Source organism: Paenibacillus cellulosilyticus (assembly GCF_003182255.1).
Classification (GTDB): domain Bacteria; phylum Bacillota; class Bacilli; order Paenibacillales; family Paenibacillaceae; genus Paenibacillus_T; species Paenibacillus_T cellulosilyticus.
Window position 1 is genome coordinate 140,505 of sequence record NZ_QGTQ01000007.1, and the last position, 21,814, is coordinate 162,318.

Sequence of the window (21,814 nt, forward strand, 5' to 3'; positions counted from 1 at the left end):
GCTATTGTCGCGTGAACCAGTGGAATAAGCCGAGCTACCGCAGCGTGCATCTGATAGGATACGAACGAGAATGATCGATCTGGTGGAAAGGATGGAACGCACGATGACGTTTGAAACACAGAAACGCAGAAGAAAGCGCGCTGCTATAGATTGGGATACCGTAATGGCGTGTATGGATCTGAAGGGATACGTTATCCTTGGTGACGTATTCCGTAAGAAACAGCTTCAAGACATGCATGATCTGGCTCGTGAGAAGACAGCTGGAGAGCCGTCCACTCAAGGCCGCATGCAATTGCCGATCACTGATCAGGTTGTAGATTCGGGAATCGTAGACAACCCCGATCTACTACGCGTTGTGGAAGGTTTACTCGGGGACAGCTGTACACTCCGCACAATACGGGTCGACACTGGCAAGCAAGAACATTCTGATGAGATTGTCATGGATTCGACCTCCCTTTTTCCTGAGGCGACGCAGACACATCTGCCGTGTTACCGGCTGCATGTGACCATACCATTAGCGAGTTTGAAGGTGAACCAAAATTGGCTGGAGATATGGCCAGGCAGCCACGCTCATCAACCGCATTACTTCCGAAAGTATGGTATGGACTGTATGCAGCGCCTAGCCGAACGTTTGCCGACTGAGGCCGTGAACGTTCCGTTCGGCAGCGTATTGATTCGTGACAGCAGGCTTTGGTACCGCGATCCACATGCTGTGCCGCGAATGAATCTGGAGTTGACCTATCAACGATGGTGGGACATTACGGGCGAACAGCAGATTATAGCTGAATCCCTCTATCGGCAGATGACACCACGTTTGCAGCGGCTGCTTTATATGGAGAAGGTCGTGGAGGAGGGTATGTATGTACATGAAGTTGACGGAAGATGAACGGATCACCGAGACAATGGAGCCTGGCAAGTTGGAATTCGCTGTCGAGCTCCTTCGGGCAAATGGCGTTATTATCATCGAGAACGTCTTTAGCGAATCGAGATTGAATGAAATTGCAGAACCGTTCTATGAGTTGCTGTCAACGTTTGCAGAAGGATATGACTACGGCCAACAGGATAAAATGAAGAACCTGCGCATGGATCTTCCTTTCATGCCGCCGTTCATTGATACGGATGTCGTGGCGAATCCGATCTTCTTATCCATCGCAGAGCAGGTGTTAGGCGACGATTTGACGCTTCGATACTTGGCCTCCAATAATGCCATGCCTGGCGGTACAGAGAAACAGTCCGTACATGCCGACACAGGCGCGCTATTCCCAGAAGCTCGATACTTTCAATCCCCTACGAATAACCTGCTGCTGCATATCCCATTGTGCGACCTGACTGAATTGAACGGCGCAACCGAGTTTTATCCAGGAGGCACACATCTGAACCCGGACCATCTATATGATAATCCGAAGCTTATCCAGCGGCTTGGGGAAGCCATGCATTTTGAGAAGGCGCTTATGCCGAAGGGCTCGCTGATGATTCGGGATAAAAAAGTATGGCATCGCGGATGTCCGAATCTGACGGATAATCCGAGAGGGATGTTGACGCTGATTTATCAACGGGCATGGGATGCAACAAGCGGTAGGATGCCGATTCCGAGGCAGGTCTATGATGATATGCCAGATCGTGTGCGACGGTTGTTTCGAATGGAGAGTATTTCGGCCCATCATACTTCAATGGACAGCGTTAGCGGAGCCCATCACTATAGATAGTATGAATTTGATTGCACGCAGCACTTATACATGAAAAGCTCACTTCACAGCAGCAGGGAACTCCTGTCTACTATGAAGTGAGCTTTGTTTTGTACTTCGTCCTTCCGCATAAACCCTCTACATTAATTCGCCTGCTTTCCGGCTTTCTTTTTAAAGGAGATGAAGAGGATCAAGAAGCATAGCAGGACGATGATGCCGAACATGATCATCAGAGGTATAGAGCTGACCTCCGAGTGATGCATGACCGTATCCTGGGAGTCATGATGATGCTGTGTTGCGTCTGAGGCGGCGTAGATTGCAAAGGAGGGGCATGCGATCAAGAGCAGAATTACAGGCAACGTCAATAGCAGTTTCTTCATCTTAATGACCTCTTTTAATGGGATGGCTTTCATTAATTTTTGGCGCAGCTGCATGTCATGCCCGACTTCTCTTCACTAGAAGGAAACATATGATAGAGCATAGCAATGACCATCGGAATAAAGACGATTGTGTTATAGAACAAATGGAGTTCGACACGAGGGACGAGAAGTTGAATAATGCTGGTTGGAGAAGCGGCGCCGAATAACGGATGCTTCGTTATTGTTTGGCCTAACAGTAGGGCATGCTCAATATGGTGCCAGAACTGAATGGAAAGCGCGATGAGCCACCATGCACGGGATCGCCCATTGAACCCGCGCAGCAGGAGGAAGAATAAAACAAGCATGATGATGGCGTAGCCGTAATGGAGCCACTCAGAATGGACGAGCCATGGATAGTAGTAACCTAATAAGCCGAGTGCTTTAGGACGCGGCCAATCCAAGACCCAAATTTGGTAGGCTTGTGTAAGATGCTCAGCCCAGTGCATCAGAACGATGATCATGAATAGCTGGAGTGCCCGTTCGTGCCATTTCGTGTTTAGGCTCTGCAGGAACGATGAAGAAGTCAATACATTCGGGTTAGATTGTGTGTGTATGGATCGCAAATAAGATCAGTCTCCTTCTTAATTGAATCAAGGATAAACGCACCTTTATAGGGAAGTGAGGCGCATCTTCAGCTTAATAATAGAAGGGGATGTCTAATACGAACTTGGCTTTTCTTGTTAGCTACTCAAATCTGGGCGATACGCTATTGGTGTGATGAATTGAATCAGAGAACCCTATTGCGAGCGTTAGAAAACATCCAAGATGTTTATACTAACGATAACTACAGGGGGCTCTTCGTTATGACTTCTTGTGATGAACTCGGAAACCCTGTACAGCATGCAACTTGACAATACTTTATAAATCCGATAGGATTTAAAAAAACTAACTGACTGATGAGTCAGTCAGGTGGGGTGCGAAGAAAGATTGAGCGGAGAGAATGACTCATCGATCGTGAGCGAGCGGAAAGATCTTGTGATGCAGATCGCGCTTAGGCGATTTGCTAAGGATGGTTATCATGCCACGAAGATATCCGATATTGTTGCTGAAGCCGGCGTAGCTCAAGGAACCTTCTACTGGTATTTCAAGAGCAAGGAAGCGGTCGCGCTTGAAATAGTGATGGAAGGACGCCGCCAACTACTCGACGTCATTGCTCAAGGCTACCGCCGTGATATAGGTACCGTTCAGGATATGGTTCAAGCGTCGGAAGCGCTGCTGACGAAACTGTTTCAATTCGCCGAATCCAATGCTTCGTTAATGGAATTGCTGCTTGGCGGAGGCGGTGTCGTAGAACCGGTGCGGCAGGCGATTGCGGAGACTCGTGCAGCGATGGAGAATGCTTTTCTTCAGAACATTAAGCGCGCGATTGAACTAGGCATGCTGCCGGAAGAGATCAACGCCGAGATTAGGGCGGCCCTAGTCATGAGCTTGATCGAAGGCATCATCTCGCGATGGTTGTTCCACATCGTTCCGTCCGAGAGTATCACTTCGAAGTCCGCCGGACAGTTGGCGTATGAGACGGCCAGATTTGAGTTCTTTGGACTGCTCGGTATTTAGAGCATCGCGCCCGTATTTGTTGGTTAGGCTTGGATATAAAGATTCAATATATAGATAGGATGGGGAGAATCTCGATGTTGAACAAATCGAAGAAATCGATGTTTCTTACAGTATCAGCTGTTATGTTGTTCGCGCTAATGCTTGCCGGGTGCGGTTCTAGTTCCGATAAGAGCTCGAATAAGTTGGACGAAGTCAAGAAGGCCGGCGTTATTAAAGTAGGATTGATGGGCACGTATGCCCCTTATAATTTCCTGAATGATAATAAAGAAATCGATGGCTATGACGCAGACATTGCCAAAGAGATCGCCAAACGCTTAGGGGTAGAAGTTGAATTCGAACCACAGGATTTCTCGGGGCTGATTCCTAGTCTTAAGGCGAACAAGATCGATGCGATTATTAGCCAGGTGACGATTACCGACGAGCGTAAAGAGCAAGTCGATTTCTCGCAGCCTTATATTCGTAATGATGTGAAGATCATTGTTCGAGAGGACAATACTACGATTACGAAGCTTGAAGATTTCAAAGGTAAAAATATCGGAGTAGGCTTGGGAACAAATGATGAATCCTACTTGCGTAATGAAGTGCTGCCTCAAGTAGGCGACTTCACGATTAAAACTTACGATGATGTCATTACCTCGCTTCAGGATCTGGATTCGAACCGAATCGACGGTACGATCAATAATCTGTATGCTTTGAAGCCAATTGTCGATAAGAACGGCTTCAAGATCAAGGCAGTTGGTGAGCCGATCAAGTCGGACGAGGCGGGCGTTGCCGTTAACAAGAACAATCCAGAATTCCTGGATGCTATCAATCAGGCACTGACGGATATGAAGACGGATGGAACGTACAATACCATCTTCAAGAAGTGGTTCGGCGAAGAGCCAGCCTCGGAATAAGAAGCAAGAAGGTACAGGGTCATGACGTTGATACGTCATGGCCCTGCGATCAGAAAAAGGGGTTTTGAGTGTTTATGAGCCTTCTCTGGGATAACATACCCTTTTTGCTCAAGGGTGCCTACTATACGCTGCTGGTCACTGTAGTATCCATGTTCTTCGGGCTTATTCTCGGCATGATCATTGCAATTGCCAGGCTGAAAGGAAACCGTCCAATCCGCTGGTTGGCACGCTTTTATGTATCGATTATTCGCGGCACGCCGGCTTTCGTTCAGCTTCTCATTGTTTATTACGGACTTGTGGATTACGGCATTACGCTTGGCCCGCTCACAGCGGCGTTCGTGGCATTAAGCATTAATGTCAGTGCGTATTTGTCGGAGACGTTCCGAGGGGCGATTCAATCGATTCCGAAGGGGCAGACAGAGGCGGCCTATGCGACGGGAATGACTTCGTGGCAAGCACTTAGAAGGATCATATTTCCGCAAGCCGCAAGGGTGGCGATTGCGCCGATCGGCAACACGTTCATCGGGATGCTTAAAGAGACAACGCTTGTCTCTGTCATTACGGTAACGGAGCTGCTCCGTTCCGCTCAGCTGCTGGTTGCTCAGTATTATGTGTACATGCCTTTTTATCTAGGGATTGCGGCGATGTACTGGATAATGAGTACGGTATTCTCGGCTATTCTCGAGTCAATCGAGAAACGGCTGTCCAAAGTTTATTAATATCGGGGCGTGGACCGAATGATGATACAAACGATGGGGCTGTCAAAATCGTTTGATGGCGTTGAAGTGTTGAAAAGCATTGATTTGCACGTCGCTGCGCAGGAGATCGTCGTTCTTCTCGGGCCGAGCGGATCCGGTAAAAGCACGCTGCTGCGCTGCCTGAACGGGTTGGAGCAGCTTAGTGGAGGTTCGGTTGAGGTTAATGGCGTGCGAGTCGATTCCGACATGCCGGTAAGCAGGAAGAAAGCGAACTTTAATGAGATTCGGCGTAACACGGGAATGGTATTTCAACAATTCAATCTGTATCCGCACCGGACAGTGCTTGGTAATGTGATCGAGTCTCTTCTGGTCGTTAAAAAGATGCAGAGGAAAGAAGCCGAACTTATCGGCATGCAGATGCTGGAGCGGGTAGGCTTGACGGACAAACGGGACGAATATCCTTCCCGTTTGTCGGGTGGACAGCAGCAGCGCGTCGCCATTGCACGTGCGCTTGCCATGCAGCCTTCCATCATGCTCTTCGACGAGCCAACGTCGGCGCTTGACCCGGAGTTGGTTGGTGAAGTGCTGGAGGTCATGAAGCAGCTGGCCAAGGAAGGCATGACGATGGTCGTTGTTACACACGAGATGAAGTTTGCCCGTCAGGTGGCCAATCGGGTTGTGTTCATGGACGGCGGAGTCATTGTTGAAGAGCAGCATCCGGACTTGTTTTTCAGCCAACCACAATCGGACAGGGCAAGGAAGTTTTTGAATCAGCTCAGCGAGCATTAATTATACGAGTGAAGGCAGGTTTACAACGATGAAAGTAATGACGACTTGGAACGGCAAACGTTTGTTTACTTCTGTAGGCGATTCCGGCTATCCGGTTCAGATGGACGCTACGCCAGCATACGGAGGCGATGGCAAGGGCGCTACCCCTATGGAGCTGGTGCTGGCGGGTTTGGCCGGCTGCATCGGCATTGACGTGACGATGATTCTGAATCAATTCTTGGATTCCATCCAGCAGATCGACATTGAGGCTGACGGTGCCCGTAAGGAAGAAACGCCGACGAGCTTCACCGGTATTGAGCTGATCTTCCGCATTGTCGGCGACATTCCAGACTATCGGGTGTGGAAAGCGATTGATATGGGGAGCAAAAAATATTGTGCCGTGTCTGACTCGCTCAAAGCGGATATCAGCTATCGACTCGTACTTAATGGCGTTGAGATTCCGCATCCTTAATAGGTAATTGAATCTCGATCCTATAAACTTAACCATTCGACTACCAGCCCCGACCGCATAAGGTCGGGTTTTTTTGCTATCTTGGAGCATCATGCTTAAGAGCTTGATAGAAAATAAACCCTGGTAAATATTAGCGATATTAATAGTCAACGAGGTAAAAATATCCTATAATGTAACAAAAGAACTAGGAGCTTAGACACCATGTACGAAGCGTTTTATATTTGCGCATCCGAGATGTATCAACGAAAGTATATGGATTTTCTTTTAAACAATTACGAGGATTTGAGGCTGCCCTATTCGTTTCCTGTTGCGTTCCGATTTATAGCTAGCCCTGTTCTATTAGGTCACGAATGTTTCTTGTGCGTGGATGACGAAGGAGAAGCAGTTGGCGCGTTCAGCTATATTCACGGCACAGGTGAAGGAAACTATGAGGATCGGCATGTCGTGCAGCTGCAGGTCGCTTATTTGACACAATCGTATAGGCGGCGCACGGCGTTGTTCCTACTGGGCTTGCACACACTCGCGGAGCATTTGAGCGGGCTTAATGAAGAGGTAACGGAGCTAGTATTTTGGACGGGAACGGATGCCTACACGGGAAGACTGTTCGGCAAGTTCGCTGAGCGGACAAGCGTAGGGGAAGCCGTTATTGGATACCGCGTTTCGTTAAGTCAGCTAAATGCCTATTTGTCCAAATTCAAACGAAGGATATCGGTGTGACACTTGTCTACTAGTGCAGTCAACAAGGAGGGAATATGTAGTGGGGCGTCTCTATGCGACACCATGTGTGCAAGACCGGGATTATGCGAGATTCGTCAGCTACTATATCGCGCATAGCTATGAGTTTGACGAGCAATATACATTTCACGAAGCGGTTGCTCACCTGATGATCTCGCTTCAGGATAGTCGGATCATGTTATTCGACGATGAAGAGGGCAAGTTACACGGATTTATTCTTTATCGGTATGAGGCGGCTGACGGTACGTTGTTCATCGATTCTACGATTCTATCGCCTGACTATCGCAGCAGCATCGTGTTCTATAAGGGCTTCGGGGACTGGGTGCGTCATGTCATGATGGAACATAGTGAAATTCGACAAGTCCGATTCTTCGTGCGGGCCGATCATCCCTATCTGATCAGGCTGTACGGCAAGTTCGCTAATAGAATCGAAGAAATTGATCGTGGCGGCCGCGCAGAGCTCGTGTACGAGTCAGCGTTCTATGCGCTTAAGCGGTATTTGCGAGTCTAGACTGAGGCACAAGACATCATGCTCTGATATTAAGTAAAGGAGGTGACACAATGATCCCACCGGTATATTACCCTAAAGAAGTGAAAGGCAGCGGTTTCGGCCGTATTAACATCCTCGAAGCGCTGAAAGCAAGCGAGCAAGTAAGAACTTCCGCGGCAGCAGCGAAATAATCGCGAGCTATCGCAAAGAGGGGCAGTCTCAAAGTCATCACTAGATGATTTTGAGACTGCCCTTCTTCTATGTGTGCATCCATATTTATTTGTAATAAGAAGTCGTGAGCGGGACGAACATACTGCCGCCGTCTTTCACATCCGCGTAGACAAACAGTTCATCTACACCGCTAATATTGATCTCGAACGTTTTCAGCCCTTCGCTGACCTCAATCGTATCGATTTCTAGCTTGCTATCGTCTCGATCATCCTGGACGAAGAACCGCTCGATGTCCTCACCGATAGCAGCAACTTGAAGGTACAGCTTCTGGTACTTGCCTTTCGGATAAAGCATAAAGCTGCTGGATCGATTGCCGCTGAGGTTGTTGAAGAAAACATCCTTGTAGTCCTTGCCGTTGTAGCTCGTCAGATCGGGATCCTTCGTACGCTGATCGCCGCCAAAGCTATCGGCAATGGGGATGCCCGCTATTTTTTCGCCGAGCAGAACGGTATTCGTCTTACCGTCATATTCAACTGCAACGCCTAGTGCATTGGAGATCGCCCGCACCGGAAGATAGGTACTACCGTTATAGGAAATTGGGGCTAGAGCGGCACCTTTGTCATTCTGGGGTTGAAACGGTTTTCCATCCACCTTGAATTTCATCGAGGGGTCCAAATATGCTTTAATCTGCTGCAGCTGTGTACCGGCATACACGCCAGCACTCGTACTTACGAGCAGAATAGCAGCGGCTCCGGTTACTATCCATTGTTTCTTCAAACCGTCACTTCCTTTCGATTCACAATTGTTTGGATTTGAAAACGCCAGTTTATATTGTACATATAATAATAGAATTGTAATATCATCCCAAGGTCTTAATCGTTAGTGAGGGAGAGTCGGACTATGGCAATGAACAAGGATAGGCTCGCGTTGTTCGTAGACAATGTCGACGTAATGAAGAGGTCATTCAAGTGGCATCATGCAATGGTGAATCGATTGGCGGCTTTGTTGTACGCTGTTGAAGATAAGAACGTGGATGTACCTGCGATAAAAGAAAATGTAGATCGAATCAAACGAAACACCGGAATTTTCTCGACGTTTAGAGGCAGTGGGACGATTAGCTTCGCTGCGCAGCTATCGCTCTCAAGTGAGCCGGAAGCACAGCTTACCAACGCGCTGGATGTGCTTGAGCGATTGAGGCAATCGAAATTCAGATCGTCGCCATATCTCTCGGTCGCCGCGTATCAAATCGCCGCTCATTCTAGATCTGAGCGGTATGCGGACGTAGTAGATAGAGCGAAGTCGTTTTATACAGAGATGAAAGGGAATCATCCCTATCTGACCGGTCAGGATGATTATATCTTCGCCGCGATGCTGGCGTTATCTGATATCGATGTCAAGGCGGGGACAGAGCGGATGGAGCAGTTCTATACGGCATTGAAGCCCGAGCTGCGAATCGGTAACGGCCTGCAGGCGTTAACGCAGGTGCTGGTGCTTGGTCAGCATCATGCAGACCCCGTGGCACGTGTACGGAGGCTGAAGAATGCTTTCCGAGATAAAGGAATCAAGCTGGATAAGTCAGACACGTTGTCTTCACTTGGTGTGTTGACCCTGCTTCCATGCGAGGATGTAGATATCGTAGAGGATCTGGTCCGAACCTCTGAGTGGCTGCGTATGCAGAATGGGTTCAGCAGATGGTCCGTCACGACGCAGGAGCTATTGCTGTACGCCTCAGCGTTGGTTGCCTATCAGCACTTAAAAGAATCGTCCGGCGTAGTCCCGATTACTGCGCTTAGCACAAGCCTGACGAACATCCTAATTGCGCAGCAGGCGGCGATTACAGCGGCGGCAACGGCATCGGCAATTACGGCATCGTCTTCGTCAGATTGATGGAATAGTACAGTTCCGCCCATATGCCCAGAGAGGTTAATGATCTATAATTCATTCGTCGCCTTCCAAATTAGGCTAGACTCAAGTATAATGGGTGGGAGATTTTGCGTGAAACCATCATATTTTTATGCCGTTAGGTGCCTTGTCGGTCTGAAGAGCTCATCGAGCTTAAGAAGACGGTACAAGGTTAAAAGGGAAACCGGTGCGAATCCGGTGCGGTCCCGCCACTGTAATCCGGGGACAACCTCGTAACGCCACTGTTCGTGAACGAATGGGAAGGCGAGGAAGTCATGAACCCGTAAGCCAGGAGACCTGCCTAATTGGTACGCCAATGAAGATCCTTCGCGGAAAGGACCGGTCGGTCAGGGCAGACGCCATGTCTATTGATTTGTGTAATTTCCTGATTTGTATCGCCTTGTTTCCCTTTGGAGACAAGGTTTTTTTCATTTTTCGGCATGTCATAAAAATGGATTGGTGAGGCGCATTCTCGCCATTATAGTCGTTAAGGGGAAGAGAAGAATGAAACGGATTTTACTAGTTTTGGCGGCTGCTATGCTCACAGTGATGCTGGCGGCATGCGGTACAGACAACAGTGCAGACACGACAGGAAATACGGAGGCAGTTTCAACCACAACGCCGGAGGGTTCACAAGCACCAGAGGGAGCTAAGAGTACCGTATATCCGCTTACAGTAAAGGACGCAACGGGCAAAGAAATTACGTTTGAGAAAGCACCGCAAAAAATCGTATCGACTTCGCCGGCGGAGACAGAAATGCTGTTCGCTCTCGGCCTGAATGACCAGATCGTTGGCGTATCCGACTATGACAACTATCCGGAGGAAGCGAAGAGCAAAACAAAGGTTGGCGGCGTAGTCGAGCCTAATACAGAAGCGATCGTAGCAGCGGGGTCGGACCTTGTTGTATCGGGCATCTCGATTAGCGAAGAGGCACTCAACCATCTGAACTCGCTTGGCTTGACCGTGTTTGCTTCGGATCCCAAATCGGTAGATGACGTGCTTAACGAGATTCTGCTGCTGGGTCAAATTACGGATAAGCAGCCTGAAGCGACAGCGCTTGTTGATCAAATGAAGGCGGACATCCAGAAGGTGAAAGACGCTGCTGCGACCGTTACGGATAAGAAGAAAATGTACATCGAGTTCTCGCCAGGCTGGACGGTCGGCAGCGGCGAATTCATGGATGAGCTCATTACGCTGGCGGGAGGCATCAATATCGCGTCGGATGTGGCAGGCTGGTACCAGATTAATGAGGAAAAAATCGTTGCCGACAACCCGGACGTTATTCTATACACATTGGATGGAATGGACAGCGACAGCGGCAAAACGATTGACCAGCTGATCTACAGCCGTGCTGGCTGGGATCAAATCCAGGCGGTGAAAGACAAGCAGGTAATTGGTGTGGATGGCAACCTGCTGTCCCGTCCAGGCCCGCGGATTACGCAAGGTCTGCTTGCGATCTCGAATGCCCTTTATCCCGGAGCGGTCAAATAGTTAGATAGTAGATGGGAGAGGAGCCGAGTGCGTGCTCCTCTTTCTTTCACTTGCAAGGAGGTCATTGATAATGCGTGGATTGGATAACGAGATGGTTGGTGGAAAAGCGGATGCAGGCATCCGACGCCCCGCAGCCACGATTATGCTGCAGGGAACGGCATCTGATGTCGGCAAGAGCTTGCTTGTGACCGCTTTGTGCCGAATATTCAAGCAGGATGGCAAAGCGGTGGCACCGTTCAAGTCGCAGAACATGTCGCTCAATTCCTATGTGACACCTGACGGTAAAGAGATCGGGAGGGCGCAGGGGATGCAAGCGGACGCTTGCGGCATTGACGCGACGACGGACATGAACCCGATTCTGTTGAAGCCGACGAAGGATATGGCATCGCAGGTTGTCGTTCATGGCAAGCCGCTGATAGATATGGATGCGCGCGATTATCGGGAGCACTATCTTCCGAAGGCGGGGGCTATCGTTCGTGAAGCACTTAATCGTCTCCGTAATGACTATGACGTTGTCGTGATCGAGGGAGCCGGCAGTCCTGCGGAAGTAAACCTGAAGGATCGGGACATCGTTAATATGCGGCTCGCCGGCTGGGCGGAAGCGCCGGTGCTGCTGGTCGCCGACATTGATCGAGGAGGCGTGTTCGCCGCGATCGTCGGTACGATGGAAATATTGGAGCCGGAAGAACGGGACCGCGTGAAGGGCATTATCATTAACAAATTCCGTGGAGACGTCTCGCTGCTGACGCCTGGGCTGGAGTGGTTGGAGCAGCGAATCGGCAAACCTGTGCTTGGCGTCGTACCGTATCTCGGCGGACTTCAGCTGGAGGACGAGGATGGCGCATCGCTGGATGCTCGAGGCTATCGCACGAGAGCGGCATCGAGCGATGAACTGGATATTGCCGTCATCCGACTGCCCCGTATCTCGAATTTCACCGATTTCGACCCGCTGCAGCAGGAACCAGGCGTCTCCCTTCGTTACATTCGTCATGTACGCGAGTGGGGAGCGCCGGACATCGTGATTGTACCCGGCAGCAAAAACACGGTGGAAGATTTGTTATTTCTAAGAGAGTCCGGTCTTGAGTCCCTGCTGCTGAAGCACATTCAAGAAGGAGGCAGAGCAGTAGGGATTTGTGGCGGCTATCAGATGATGGGACAATGTTTGCTGGATCCGGACGGAGTCGAATCGAATCTGCCGGAACTCGACGGTCTCGCGCTCTTCCCGATGGAGACGGTATTCATGAAGGAGAAGACGACGGAGCGGGTGACCGGTATATTCACGGCAGGCCTGTGCGAAGTGACGACAGTGGAAGGGTATGAAATCCATATGGGCCGTACGGTATTCACAGAGCCGATCATGCAGCCTTTTCGCATTCGCAGGAGCCGCCTGAATGAAGAATCGAATGCCTATCACTTGGATGGAGCCATCTCGCATGACGGCTTGGTTTGGGGCACGTACATCCATCATATTTTTCACAATGATCGGTTTCGCCACAATTGGTTGAACGAAGCGCGGCGCAGCAAGGGGCTGCCGTTGGCTGAGGTGGAAACGCCGTTCGGCAGGCTGCGAGAGATGAGCTTCGATCGGCTTGCCGATCATGTCCGGCAGCACGTCGATATCGCGGCAATTTATGAAATCATGAACGGGGTGAACAGCAATGAATGAAGTTACGGATACGGATAAGCCCAGCAAGGAACGAGGGCTGGTACTCGTTTATACAGGGGACGGCAAAGGAAAGACGACGGCGGCAATTGGCGTGGCGATTCGCGCTGCGGGTCGTGGGTTAAAGCCGTTAATCATTCAGTTCATTAAATCGCCGGAGCGTACGTACGGAGAGGCGATCGTGCTCAAAAAACTGGATATTCCGATCCTCCAGATGGGTGTTGGGTTTACTTGGTTGAAGACGCCGGAAGCGCATCGCGAGGCGCTGGCGAAGACGTGGGCTTTTGCAAAGGAGCGGATTCATTCTGGGGAGTATGATTTAATTGTGCTGGATGAAATCAACAACGCGCTTGCGATCGACCGTTTCCCGATTGAAGATGTGCTGCCGCTTGGGGACGTGCTGGAGACGATTCGGACTCGTCCGAAAGGGCTGCATCTTGTGTTGACGGGGCGCGACGCGCAACCGGAAGTGTTGGCTGCCGCGGATCTCGTGACGGAGATGAAGCCGCACAAGCACTACTACGATGAGGGTGTGCCAGCTGTTCGCGGAATTGAATTTTGATGAAAATGGGGATTGAGCTATGAGAATCGCTTCGTTGTGTCCAAGCAATACGGAGTTACTCGCTTTTGTCGGCTTAGGTGCTCAAATTGTCGGTGTAGATAAGTATTCGGACTGGCCGCCGATTCTAGACAACATCCCTCGGCTGGGCTCGGATATGGATATCGATATGGATGCGCTGGAGGCGCTTCAGCCTGATCTGGTCGTTGCTTCACTAAGTGTTCCGGGCATGGAACGAAATATCGAACGCTTGAAGGAGCGGAAGCTTCCCTATATTGTACTCGATCCGAACAGCTTGGCCGATATCGGCAGCAATATGCTGACCGTCGGCGAAGCGACAGATACGCTAGCGCGCGCTGCTGCGGCAAGGGATCGGTATGAGCATATGCTGGATCCATTCCGGGAGATAAGCCGGACGATAACGGATAGGCCGAAGCTGTACTGGGAATGGTGGCCGAAGCCGGTTTTTACGCCGGGCGGTGCTAATTGGCTGACCGAGATTAGCGAGCTGGCGGGAGCGGTTAACGTATATGCCGACGATGCGAGAGCGAGCGTAAAGACAGACTGGGAAGATGTCATCAGCCGAGATCCCGATTATATTCTGCTTGCTTGGGTCGGTATTCAGCAGCATCTTATCAAGCCAGATACGGTCCGCAGCCGTCCGGGAGCATCGGAGCTTCGGGCCGTCCGGGATAACCGCTTGTTGGTCATGGAGGAGCCGCTATATTGCCGGCCATCGCCGCGGCTAATCGCGGGACTTAACAAGCTGGCAGCCATCCTGCATCCTGATCGGTATCCCGCCTATGATGAGGCGAAGTCGGAGGAGTGGTTCGTATGACCCGATCGATAGTAATAGCGGGACCAGGAAGCGGGGAAGGCAAAACGACGGTCGCTATTGGGCTGATGGCAGCCTATCGAAGCTTGGGATATGTTGTACAGGGCTTCAAATGCGGCCCGGACTACATCGATCCGACCTATCATACGGCTGTGACAGGACGGCCCTCACGCAATGTGGACAGTTGGATGTGTGCGCCAGCCGCAGCTCGCGAGCTGTTCGAGAGAGGTGCGCAGGGAGCGGATATTGCGATCGTCGAAGGCGTAATGGGGATGTTCGATGGGAAGGAGCCGCTGAGCAACGAGGGAAGTACGGCGGCGATCGCCAAGCTGATCGGATGCCCGGTGCTGCTGGTCATCGATTGCAGCGGCATGGCAAGAAGCGCAGCGGCTATCGTTCAAGGGTTCCAAAGCTTCGACCCGGAGGTTAGAATTGCCGGTGTTGTTGCGAACAAGGTTGGCAGCCGTAAGCATTTTGAGATGATTCAGAAGGCCGTTGAACAGATGTGTGGCATTCCGGTTGTTGGATTCCTTGAGCAAGGAGCCGAGCTTGTTCTGCCGGAGCGGCATTTGGGCCTTGTTCCGTCCATTGAAAGAGGGGAATTGACCCCGTTCTTCGAGCTGCTGTCGGAGAGAGTGAGAAGCGGCTTTGCACTGGATCGGCTGCTGGATGCGATGGGCACCATCAGCTCTTCAACGGACGAAAGCTCACTGTTCATAGGGAACCCCTCTCCGCCCAAGGTGAAGATTGCGGTAGCAAGAGATGAGGCGTTCAGCTTCTACTATCCTGACAACCTCGAACTGCTGACTCATTATGGTGCGGAGATTGTTCCATTCTCTCCGCTGCACGGCGAGCCAGTCCCGGAGGACGCAGATGGGCTGTATCTTGGCGGTGGTTTTCCGGAGGAATTCGCGGAGACGCTGTCCCAGCAGACGGAAGCGCTGGAATCGATCCGCTTGGCAGTGCGCCGAGGGCTGCCAACACTTGCGGAATGCGGCGGTTTCATGGTGCTGACAGAAGAGATCGTCACGCGCAGTGGAGCGGGTTATCCAATGGCGGGCATCATTCCGGGTCGAGTTCGGATGCAGGGTAAGCTCGCCGCATTTGGCTATCGTGAAATTACGGGCGTGCCAGTCAATTTTCTAATCGGTTCAGGTGAGCAAGCGCGGGGGCATGAATTCCACTACTCGGTCTATGAGCCGGAAGGCCATGATGAGCAGCCCCTTCCTTACGCGTACATCACGAAGGGGATGTATGGGCAGGCAACGGAAGGCTTTGCTATCGGAAATCTTGCTGCCGGTTATACCCACATCCATTTCGGATCGGCACCATGGCTTGCGAAGCGTTGGATCGATGCGTGTTTGAAAATGCGTGAACAACATTGCTAATCCGTATTAGAACCTTTACAATGGGCTAATCGATTGCGAATAAGGGTACAGGTAATGCCTCTAACGAACCAGTCGTTTGAGGCATTTTTTATAGGGGAGCAACACAGTGTTGGAATACCTGTCGCTGCCGTTATAGGCAGTGAATATGGATCAGGGAGCAAGGATAGCAATTATGCAGATTGTACACGGGCAGCGAACGATTGAATTTCATGTATCCTACGGTCCTCGGAACAAGCTTTCCATTCATGTTGATCCGACGGGGCTTGTTACGGTGAAGGCGCCCAACGGTACGAGCGAAGAGCAGATCGTACGTGCCGTGCAGCAGTATGGGGAACGCATCGCGGCTCAGCTTGATGGAATTGATAAAGCCCGCGATGTATCGGGTATTCGGGAATATGAAGACGAGGGCAAGTTTCTGCACCTCGGCCGTTATTACAAGCTGGAAGAGCTGATCGATACGGCGGTGGATAGTGAGGAAGAGCTTCGGCAGCGGTTGAAAAAGTTTTATTTTGCCAGCTGCAAGAAGGTTGTCTTGGAACGAATTACGGGTTATCAGCGGCAGTTGAAACTGATGCCCAAATCTATCGAAATCGTCGAGTCCGCGACCAAATGGGGCAGCTGCAGTTCTGCCAAGCAGCTAACGTTTAACTACCGCCTGGCGATGGCTCCGGTTGAGGTTATTGATTATGTCATCGTGCATGAGCTGTGCCACTTGAAGCATATGAATCACGATCGCTCCTTCTGGCGGCTTGTCGGGAGTATTATGCCAGACTATAAGGAAAAAGAAGCCTTCCTTGCTCGGTATGGGCAGGCGATGACGCTGTAGTAAGCAGCTTCTAATTAATGAGAAACCAGTTCGCACAATGCGAGCTGGTTTTTTTTGTCCGGTAGATACGATTTTGAATGCAAATCTTCCAAGTGCAAGTACTAACATATAGTTATATAGTCCTATTTATCTAGCTTTTTTATTGAGATAGAGTGATTCTGTAGTCTCAAAAGTAATATTTTTCAAGTTAAGAAATTAAGGGACTTTGTCGAAATATAGAACTAGACACAGATTTCACTGACTGAGGGGATACTATGGGCAAAAAGAAGAGACTTAAAGGCACAGTCTTAACGAAACAGCGTTTGCAGCACTCTCTATTGGCAGGAGCCCTTCTGGCTGGAATTGTTCCAGGCGTGGCTTATGCGGATCAAGTCTCCGTTCAGAGCCAGACAAGTAACGCTTCATCAGGTTTTACGGACTTGAACGGTTTATCTTCCAATACACAAGAGGCAATTCAGAAGGCTCAAAGCATTGGGCTGTTGGAAGGTGACTCTGTTGGAACGTTCAGACCACTTGATCAGTTAACCCGTCAGGAATTCGCAGCTTTGCTCGTTCGGGCGATGAATTTGCCGCTGTCGAATGTACCAACTGCTTCATTCTCTGATGTGCAAGACTCAAGCTGGAGCGCTTCGTACATAGATGCAGTATTTCGTGCAGGACTGATGACCGGTAAAGGAACAGATTCATTTCGCCCACAAGACCCCGTCACTCGTGAGGAAATGGCCGCGGTGTTTGTCCGTGCTGTGGGAGGGGCCAACACGCGCGGTGGACTAAATCGTAATGTTCAGGATGCACAGCAGGTATCCGGATGGGCAGCTAATCAAGTAGAGGCAGCTGTGCGTCTTGGATTAATTGACACGACAGATGGAAACTTCAATCCAAAAGCTAAGGTTCAGCGCGGAGAGATTGTTTCCTATCTAGTTGATATATTTCAGAGTGGCGAGCAAACGCGGACGATTACGAGTGTAGACGGAGATGTCCTTATTATCGATGGTACACCGTATTTGGTTATTGATGAATGGAAGCAGTTGCTTGGAGAGCGTAACAGTCAAGCGCTCGTGGGAGCGATTGTACATTTCCAGACGGCAAATCGAAACATTAACGACTTGTCTAATTTGGAGATTGTCCAAGATGGCGTCGTACTTGATTTGGCGGGAACTAACTATGTAGGCGGTCTGCGTATTTCCGGCAATGGGGTTCAAGTGAACGGTGACTCGATAGGTAATGTATCTGTTTCGAGTGGGGTATCCAGTGTCGGCATTAATGGCAATGTACAAAACCTAGTGGTGGAAGGCGGACAAGCGCTTCAACTCGGTGGGGATGTACAGGTAAATACATTGAATATTGCGGACCCGCATGCAAGATTGACGCTTGGCAGTAACGTGACGGTCCAAGGCATTCAATTGCCTGTAGATGTTAAGCTGTCTCAGGTCATTGCGAATTTGGATCAAGTGAGCAGTCAAGTCGATCAGGTGCAAACGGGCATTGACGATCGTAATACATCGAATGGATCAGGTTCAACGGGCATCAGCAATGTTAATCATTTGCCGACTGTGGCAGGTTCAATTTCTGATGTAACAGCAGGAGAGCAAGATGGTGTTCAAACGGCAAGTCTGAAGGGCGTGTTTGCAGACGCGGACAACAACACATTAACGTATACGGCAGCATCGTCGGATACTGGTGTAGCAACGGTATCGGTGAGCGGAACGACGTTGAGCGTTACGCCAGTAGCAGCAGGAACATCAACGATCACAGTAACAGCGAATGATGGCCATGGCGGTACGGTGTCGACGACATTTGTCGTGACGATCACGGCAGCGTCACCGGCACCTTCGTTGAACCATGCTCCAACAGTGGTAGGTGCTATTGCTGATATAACGGCAGGAGAGCTGGATGGGGATCAGACAGCGAGCTTGGCGGGTGTGTTTGCAGACGCGGACGGCGACGCTTTAACGTATACGGCAGCATCTTCGGTTGAAGGTGCAGCGACAGTATTGGTGAGCGGAGTATCCGTGGTCATTACGCCGATAGCAGCGGGAACGTCGACCATTACGGTAACAGCAGACGATGGTAATGGCGGTACGATCTCAACGACGTTTGATGTTACGATCACGGCAGCGCCACCGGCACCTTCGTTGAACCATGCCCCAACGGTAGTAGGTTCTATTGCCGACATAACGGCAGGAGAGCTGGATGGGGATCAGACGGCAAGCCTGACGGGTGTGTTTGCAGACGCGGACGGCGACGCTTTAACGATTACGGCAGCATCGTCGGATGAAGGTGCAGCGACGGTAACTGTGAGTGGAGCATCCGTGGTCATTACGCCGGTAGCAGCGGGAACGTCGACCATAACGGTAACGGCAGACGATGGCAACGGCGGTACGATCTCAACGACGTTTGATGTGACGATCACTGCAGCGCCACCGGCACCTTCGTTGAACCATGCTCCAACAGTGGTAAGTACGATTGCCGACATAACGGCAGGAGAGCTGGATGGGGATCAGACGGCAAGCCTGACAAGCGTGTTTGCAGACGCGGACGGCGACGCTTTAACGTATACGGCAGCATCTTCGGATGAAGATGCAGCGACGGTATTGGTGAGCGGAACGACGTTGAGCGTTACGCCAGTAGCAGCGGGAACATCAACGATCACGGTAACGGCGGACGATGGCAATGGCGGTACGGTGTCAACGACGTTTGACGTGACGATTACGGAAGCGCCACCGGCACCTTCGTCGAACCATGCCCCAACAGTGGCAGGCACGATTAGCGACGTAACGGCAGGAGAGCTGGATGGAGATCAGACGGCAAGCCTGGCAGGCGTGTTTGCAGATGCGGACGGAGACTCCTTAACGATTACGGCAGCATCGTCGGATGAAGGTGCAGCGACGGTATTGGTGAGCGGAGCATCCGTTGTTATTACGCCAGTAGCAGCAGGAGTAGCTACGATCACGGTAACGGCGGACGATGGCAATGGAGGTACGATCTCAACGACGTTTGACGTGACGATCACGGCAGCACCACCGACACCTTCGTTGAACCATGCCCCAACGGTAGCAGGTTCTATTGCTGATATAACGGCAGGAGAGCTGGACGGGGATCAGACAGCGAGCTTGGCGGGCGTATTTGCAGACGCGGACGGCGACGATTTAACGATTACGGCAGCATCTTCGGATGAAGGCGCAGCAACGGTATTGGTGAGTGGAGCATCCGTGGTCATTACGCCGGTAGCAGCGGGAACATCGGCCATTACGGTAACAGCTGATGATGGCAATGGCGGTACGATCTCAACGACGTTTAACGTGACGATCACGGCAGCGCCACCGGCACCTTCGTTGAACCATGCCCCAACGGTAGCGGGTTCTATTGCTGATATAACGGCAGGAGAGCTGGATGGGGATCAGACGGCAAGCCTGACGGGTGTGTTTGCAGACGCGGACGGCGACGCCTTAACGATTACGGCAGCATCGTCGGATGAAGGTGCAGCGACGGTATTGGTGAGCGGAGCATCCGTGGTCATTACGCCGATAGCAGCGGGCACGTCGACCATTACGGTAACAGCAGACGATAGCAATGGCGGTACGATCTCAACGACGTTTGATGTTACGATCACGGCAGCGCCACCGGCACCTTCGTTGAACTATGCTCCAACAGTGGTAAGTACGATTGCCGACATAACGGCAGGAGAGCTGGATGGGGATCAGACGGCAAGCCTGGCAGGCGTGTTTGCAGACGCGGACGGCGACGCTTTAGCGATTACGGCAGCATCTTCGGATGAAGGCGCAGCAACGGTATTGGTGAGCGGAACGACGTTGAGCGTTACGCCAGTAGCAGCGGGAACATCAACGATCACGGTAACGGCGGACGATGGTAATGGCGGTACGGTGTCAACGACGTTTGACGTGACGATCACGGCAGCACCACCGGCACCTTCGTTGAACCATGCCCCAACGGTAGTAGGTACTATTGCTAATATAACGGCAGGAGAGCTGGATGGAGATCAGACGGCAAGCCTGACGGGTATGTTTGCAGACGCGGACGGCGACGCCTTAACGATCACGGCAGCATCTTCGGATGAAGGCGCAGCAACGGTATTGGTGAGCGGAACGACGTTGAGCGTTACGCCAGTAGCAGCGGGAACGTCGACTATTACGGTTACGGCGGACGATGGCAATGGTGGTACGGTGTCAACGACGTTTGACGTGACGATCACGGCAGCACCTCCAACACCTTCGTTGAACCATGCCCCAACGGTAGTAGGTTCTATTGCCGATATAACGGCAGGAGAGCTGGATGGGGATCAAACGGCAAGCCTGGCAGGTGTGTTTGCAGACGCGGACGGCGATGCCTTAACGATCACGGCAGCATCGTCGGATGAAGGCGCAGCGACGGTATCGGTGAGCGGAGCATCCGTGGTCATTACGCCAGTAGCAGCGGGAACATCAACGATCACGGTAACGGCGGACGATGGCAATGGTGGTACGGTGTCAACGACGTTTGACGTGACAATTACTGCACTGAACCATGCCCCAACAGTGGTAGGCACGATTAGTGATGTAACAGCAGGAGAGCTGGATGGAGATCAGACAGCGAGTCTGGCAGGCGTGTTTGCAGATGCGGACGGCGATGCCTTAACGATTACGGCAGCATCTTCGGATGAAGGCGCAGCAACAGTATCGGTGAGCGGAGCATCCGTGGTCATTACGCCGGTAGCAGCGGGAACGTCGACCATTACGGTAACGGCTGACGATGGCAATGGCGGCACAACCTCAACGACGTTTGACGTGACAATTACTTCGTTGAACCATGCCCCAACGGTAGTAGGTGCTATTGCTAATATAACGGCAGGAGAGCTGGATGGAGATCAGACGGCAAGCCTGACGGGTATGTTTGCAGACGCGGACGGCGATGCCTTAACGATCACGGCAGCATCGTCGGATGAAGGTGCAGCGACGGTATCGGTGAGCGGAGCATCCGTGGTCATTACGCCGGTAGCAGCGGGCACGTCGACCATTACAGTAACAGCAGACGATGGTAATGGCGGCACGATCTCAACGACGTTTGACGTGACAATTACTGCACTGAACCATGCCCCAACAGTGGTAGGCACGATTAGTGATGTAACAGCAGGAGAGCTGGATGGAGATCAGACAGCGAGTCTGGCAGGCGTGTTTGCAGATGCGGACGGCGATGCCTTAACGATTACGGCAGCATCTTCGGATGAAGGCGCAGCAACAGTATCGGTGAGCGGAGCATCGG

Annotated in this window: 20 protein-coding genes and 1 riboswitch; of the genes, 17 read left to right on the forward strand and 3 right to left on the reverse strand. The window is 51.3% G+C overall.

What is annotated here, in order from left to right:
* Positions 1 to 103: 103 nt before the first annotated feature.
* Positions 104 to 886 carry a phytanoyl-CoA dioxygenase family protein gene (locus DFQ01_RS12065; RefSeq protein ID WP_146216863.1) on the forward strand — a complete coding sequence of 261 codons (783 nt, stop codon included), beginning with the start codon at positions 104 to 106 and terminating at the stop codon, positions 884 to 886.
* Positions 861 to 1,706, forward strand: a complete 846-nt coding sequence (locus DFQ01_RS12070; RefSeq protein WP_110044139.1) for a phytanoyl-CoA dioxygenase family protein — start codon at positions 861 to 863, stop codon at positions 1,704 to 1,706. The genes DFQ01_RS12065 and DFQ01_RS12070 overlap by 26 nt, the downstream gene beginning before the upstream one ends.
* Positions 1,707 to 1,828: 122 nt before the next feature.
* Here the strand turns inward: DFQ01_RS12070 and DFQ01_RS12075 are convergent, their stop codons facing one another.
* Positions 1,829 to 2,119, reverse strand: coding sequence for a hypothetical protein (locus DFQ01_RS12075; RefSeq protein ID WP_110044140.1), 291 nt, complete (start codon positions 2,117 to 2,119; stop codon positions 1,829 to 1,831).
* Entirely contained in the window at positions 2,098 to 2,667 is a 570-nt protein-coding gene (locus DFQ01_RS12080) for a hypothetical protein (protein ID WP_245946641.1), read from the reverse strand. The genes DFQ01_RS12075 and DFQ01_RS12080 overlap by 22 nt, the downstream gene beginning before the upstream one ends.
* A 415-nt stretch (positions 2,668 to 3,082) precedes the next feature.
* Between DFQ01_RS12080 and DFQ01_RS12085 the strand changes: the two genes are divergently transcribed.
* From DFQ01_RS12085 to DFQ01_RS12115, 7 genes are all read left to right on the forward strand, one after another.
* Positions 3,083 to 3,661, forward strand: coding sequence for a TetR/AcrR family transcriptional regulator (locus DFQ01_RS12085; RefSeq protein WP_110044215.1), 579 nt, complete (start codon positions 3,083 to 3,085; stop codon positions 3,659 to 3,661).
* A gap of 74 nt (positions 3,662 to 3,735) precedes the next feature.
* Positions 3,736 to 4,557, forward strand: a complete 822-nt coding sequence (locus DFQ01_RS12090; protein ID WP_245946642.1) for a substrate-binding periplasmic protein — start codon at positions 3,736 to 3,738, stop codon at positions 4,555 to 4,557.
* A 74-nt stretch (positions 4,558 to 4,631) separates the two neighbouring features.
* Positions 4,632 to 5,276, forward strand: coding sequence for an amino acid ABC transporter permease (locus tag DFQ01_RS12095; protein ID WP_110044142.1), 645 nt, complete (start codon positions 4,632 to 4,634; stop codon positions 5,274 to 5,276).
* A 21-nt stretch (positions 5,277 to 5,297) separates the two neighbouring features.
* Positions 5,298 to 6,044, forward strand: coding sequence for an amino acid ABC transporter ATP-binding protein (locus DFQ01_RS12100; protein ID WP_110044216.1), 747 nt, complete (start codon positions 5,298 to 5,300; stop codon positions 6,042 to 6,044).
* A 28-nt stretch (positions 6,045 to 6,072) separates the two neighbouring features.
* Positions 6,073 to 6,495: an OsmC family protein gene (locus DFQ01_RS12105; RefSeq protein WP_110044143.1), complete on the forward strand. Its 423-nt coding sequence runs from the start codon at positions 6,073 to 6,075 to the stop codon at positions 6,493 to 6,495.
* A gap of 201 nt (positions 6,496 to 6,696) precedes the next feature.
* Positions 6,697 to 7,212 (forward strand): hypothetical protein, encoded by a 516-nt coding sequence (locus DFQ01_RS12110; RefSeq protein WP_110044144.1) that lies wholly within the window; start codon positions 6,697 to 6,699, stop codon positions 7,210 to 7,212.
* Positions 7,213 to 7,252: 40 nt separating this feature from the next.
* On the forward strand, positions 7,253 to 7,741 hold the full coding sequence (locus tag DFQ01_RS12115; RefSeq protein WP_110044145.1) for a hypothetical protein: 489 nt from the start codon (positions 7,253 to 7,255) through the stop codon (positions 7,739 to 7,741).
* A gap of 255 nt (positions 7,742 to 7,996) precedes the next feature.
* Here the strand turns inward: DFQ01_RS12115 and DFQ01_RS12120 are convergent, their stop codons facing one another.
* Positions 7,997 to 8,668, reverse strand: a complete 672-nt coding sequence (locus DFQ01_RS12120; protein WP_245946643.1) for a stalk domain-containing protein — start codon at positions 8,666 to 8,668, stop codon at positions 7,997 to 7,999.
* A 123-nt stretch (positions 8,669 to 8,791) separates the two neighbouring features.
* Here DFQ01_RS12120 and DFQ01_RS12125 point away from each other — a divergent pair, with 123 nt between their 5' ends.
* From DFQ01_RS12125 to DFQ01_RS12160, 8 genes are all read left to right on the forward strand, one after another.
* Positions 8,792 to 9,778: a DUF4003 family protein gene (locus DFQ01_RS12125; protein ID WP_110044146.1), complete on the forward strand. Its 987-nt coding sequence runs from the start codon at positions 8,792 to 8,794 to the stop codon at positions 9,776 to 9,778.
* Between the two features lie 119 nt (positions 9,779 to 9,897).
* A riboswitch (cobalamin riboswitch) is annotated at positions 9,898 to 10,112 on the forward strand.
* 185 nt (positions 10,113 to 10,297) lie between these two features.
* Positions 10,298 to 11,284 (forward strand): ABC transporter substrate-binding protein, encoded by a 987-nt coding sequence (locus DFQ01_RS12130; protein WP_110044147.1) that lies wholly within the window; start codon positions 10,298 to 10,300, stop codon positions 11,282 to 11,284.
* 70 nt (positions 11,285 to 11,354) lie between these two features.
* Positions 11,355 to 12,950 (forward strand): cobyric acid synthase, encoded by a 1,596-nt coding sequence (locus DFQ01_RS12135; RefSeq protein ID WP_110044148.1) that lies wholly within the window; start codon positions 11,355 to 11,357, stop codon positions 12,948 to 12,950.
* Complete coding sequence (locus DFQ01_RS12140; RefSeq protein WP_110044149.1) at positions 12,943 to 13,509, forward strand: cob(I)yrinic acid a,c-diamide adenosyltransferase; 567 nt, start codon at positions 12,943 to 12,945, stop codon at positions 13,507 to 13,509. Before DFQ01_RS12135 ends, DFQ01_RS12140 begins: the two co-directional genes overlap by 8 nt.
* Positions 13,510 to 13,528: 19 nt before the next feature.
* Positions 13,529 to 14,344 (forward strand): cobalamin-binding protein, encoded by an 816-nt coding sequence (locus tag DFQ01_RS12145; protein WP_110044150.1) that lies wholly within the window; start codon positions 13,529 to 13,531, stop codon positions 14,342 to 14,344.
* A complete protein-coding gene (locus DFQ01_RS12150; RefSeq protein WP_110044151.1) occupies positions 14,341 to 15,729 on the forward strand; it encodes a cobyrinic acid a,c-diamide synthase CobB in 1,389 nt (462 codons plus the stop codon). The genes DFQ01_RS12145 and DFQ01_RS12150 overlap by 4 nt, the downstream gene beginning before the upstream one ends.
* Before the next feature lie 172 nt (positions 15,730 to 15,901).
* A complete protein-coding gene (locus tag DFQ01_RS12155; protein ID WP_110044152.1) occupies positions 15,902 to 16,555 on the forward strand; it encodes a M48 family metallopeptidase in 654 nt (217 codons plus the stop codon).
* A gap of 254 nt (positions 16,556 to 16,809) precedes the next feature.
* Positions 16,810 to 21,814, forward strand: a 5,005-nt coding sequence (locus tag DFQ01_RS12160) for an S-layer homology domain-containing protein (protein ID WP_110044153.1), incomplete at its 3' end; no start/stop codon positions are given.

Coding starts and splice junctions, on each gene's coding strand:
- DFQ01_RS12065 (WP_146216863.1), top strand. CDS start 104: ATGACGTTTGAAACACAGAAACGCAGAAGAAAGCGCGCTGCTATAGAT.
- DFQ01_RS12070 (WP_110044139.1), top strand. CDS start 861: ATGTACATGAAGTTGACGGAAGATGAACGGATCACCGAGACAATGGAG.
- DFQ01_RS12075 (WP_110044140.1), bottom strand. CDS start 2,119: ATGCAGCTGCGCCAAAAATTAATGAAAGCCATCCCATTAAAAGAGGTC.
- DFQ01_RS12085 (WP_110044215.1), top strand. CDS start 3,083: ATGCAGATCGCGCTTAGGCGATTTGCTAAGGATGGTTATCATGCCACG.
- DFQ01_RS12090 (WP_245946642.1), top strand. CDS start 3,736: ATGTTGAACAAATCGAAGAAATCGATGTTTCTTACAGTATCAGCTGTT.
- DFQ01_RS12095 (WP_110044142.1), top strand. CDS start 4,632: ATGAGCCTTCTCTGGGATAACATACCCTTTTTGCTCAAGGGTGCCTAC.
- DFQ01_RS12100 (WP_110044216.1), top strand. CDS start 5,298: ATGATACAAACGATGGGGCTGTCAAAATCGTTTGATGGCGTTGAAGTG.
- DFQ01_RS12105 (WP_110044143.1), top strand. CDS start 6,073: ATGAAAGTAATGACGACTTGGAACGGCAAACGTTTGTTTACTTCTGTA.
- DFQ01_RS12110 (WP_110044144.1), top strand. CDS start 6,697: ATGTACGAAGCGTTTTATATTTGCGCATCCGAGATGTATCAACGAAAG.
- DFQ01_RS12125 (WP_110044146.1), top strand. CDS start 8,792: ATGGCAATGAACAAGGATAGGCTCGCGTTGTTCGTAGACAATGTCGAC.
- DFQ01_RS12130 (WP_110044147.1), top strand. CDS start 10,298: ATGAAACGGATTTTACTAGTTTTGGCGGCTGCTATGCTCACAGTGATG.
- DFQ01_RS12135 (WP_110044148.1), top strand. CDS start 11,355: ATGCGTGGATTGGATAACGAGATGGTTGGTGGAAAAGCGGATGCAGGC.
- DFQ01_RS12140 (WP_110044149.1), top strand. CDS start 12,943: ATGAATGAAGTTACGGATACGGATAAGCCCAGCAAGGAACGAGGGCTG.
- DFQ01_RS12145 (WP_110044150.1), top strand. CDS start 13,529: ATGAGAATCGCTTCGTTGTGTCCAAGCAATACGGAGTTACTCGCTTTT.
- DFQ01_RS12150 (WP_110044151.1), top strand. CDS start 14,341: ATGACCCGATCGATAGTAATAGCGGGACCAGGAAGCGGGGAAGGCAAA.
- DFQ01_RS12155 (WP_110044152.1), top strand. CDS start 15,902: ATGCAGATTGTACACGGGCAGCGAACGATTGAATTTCATGTATCCTAC.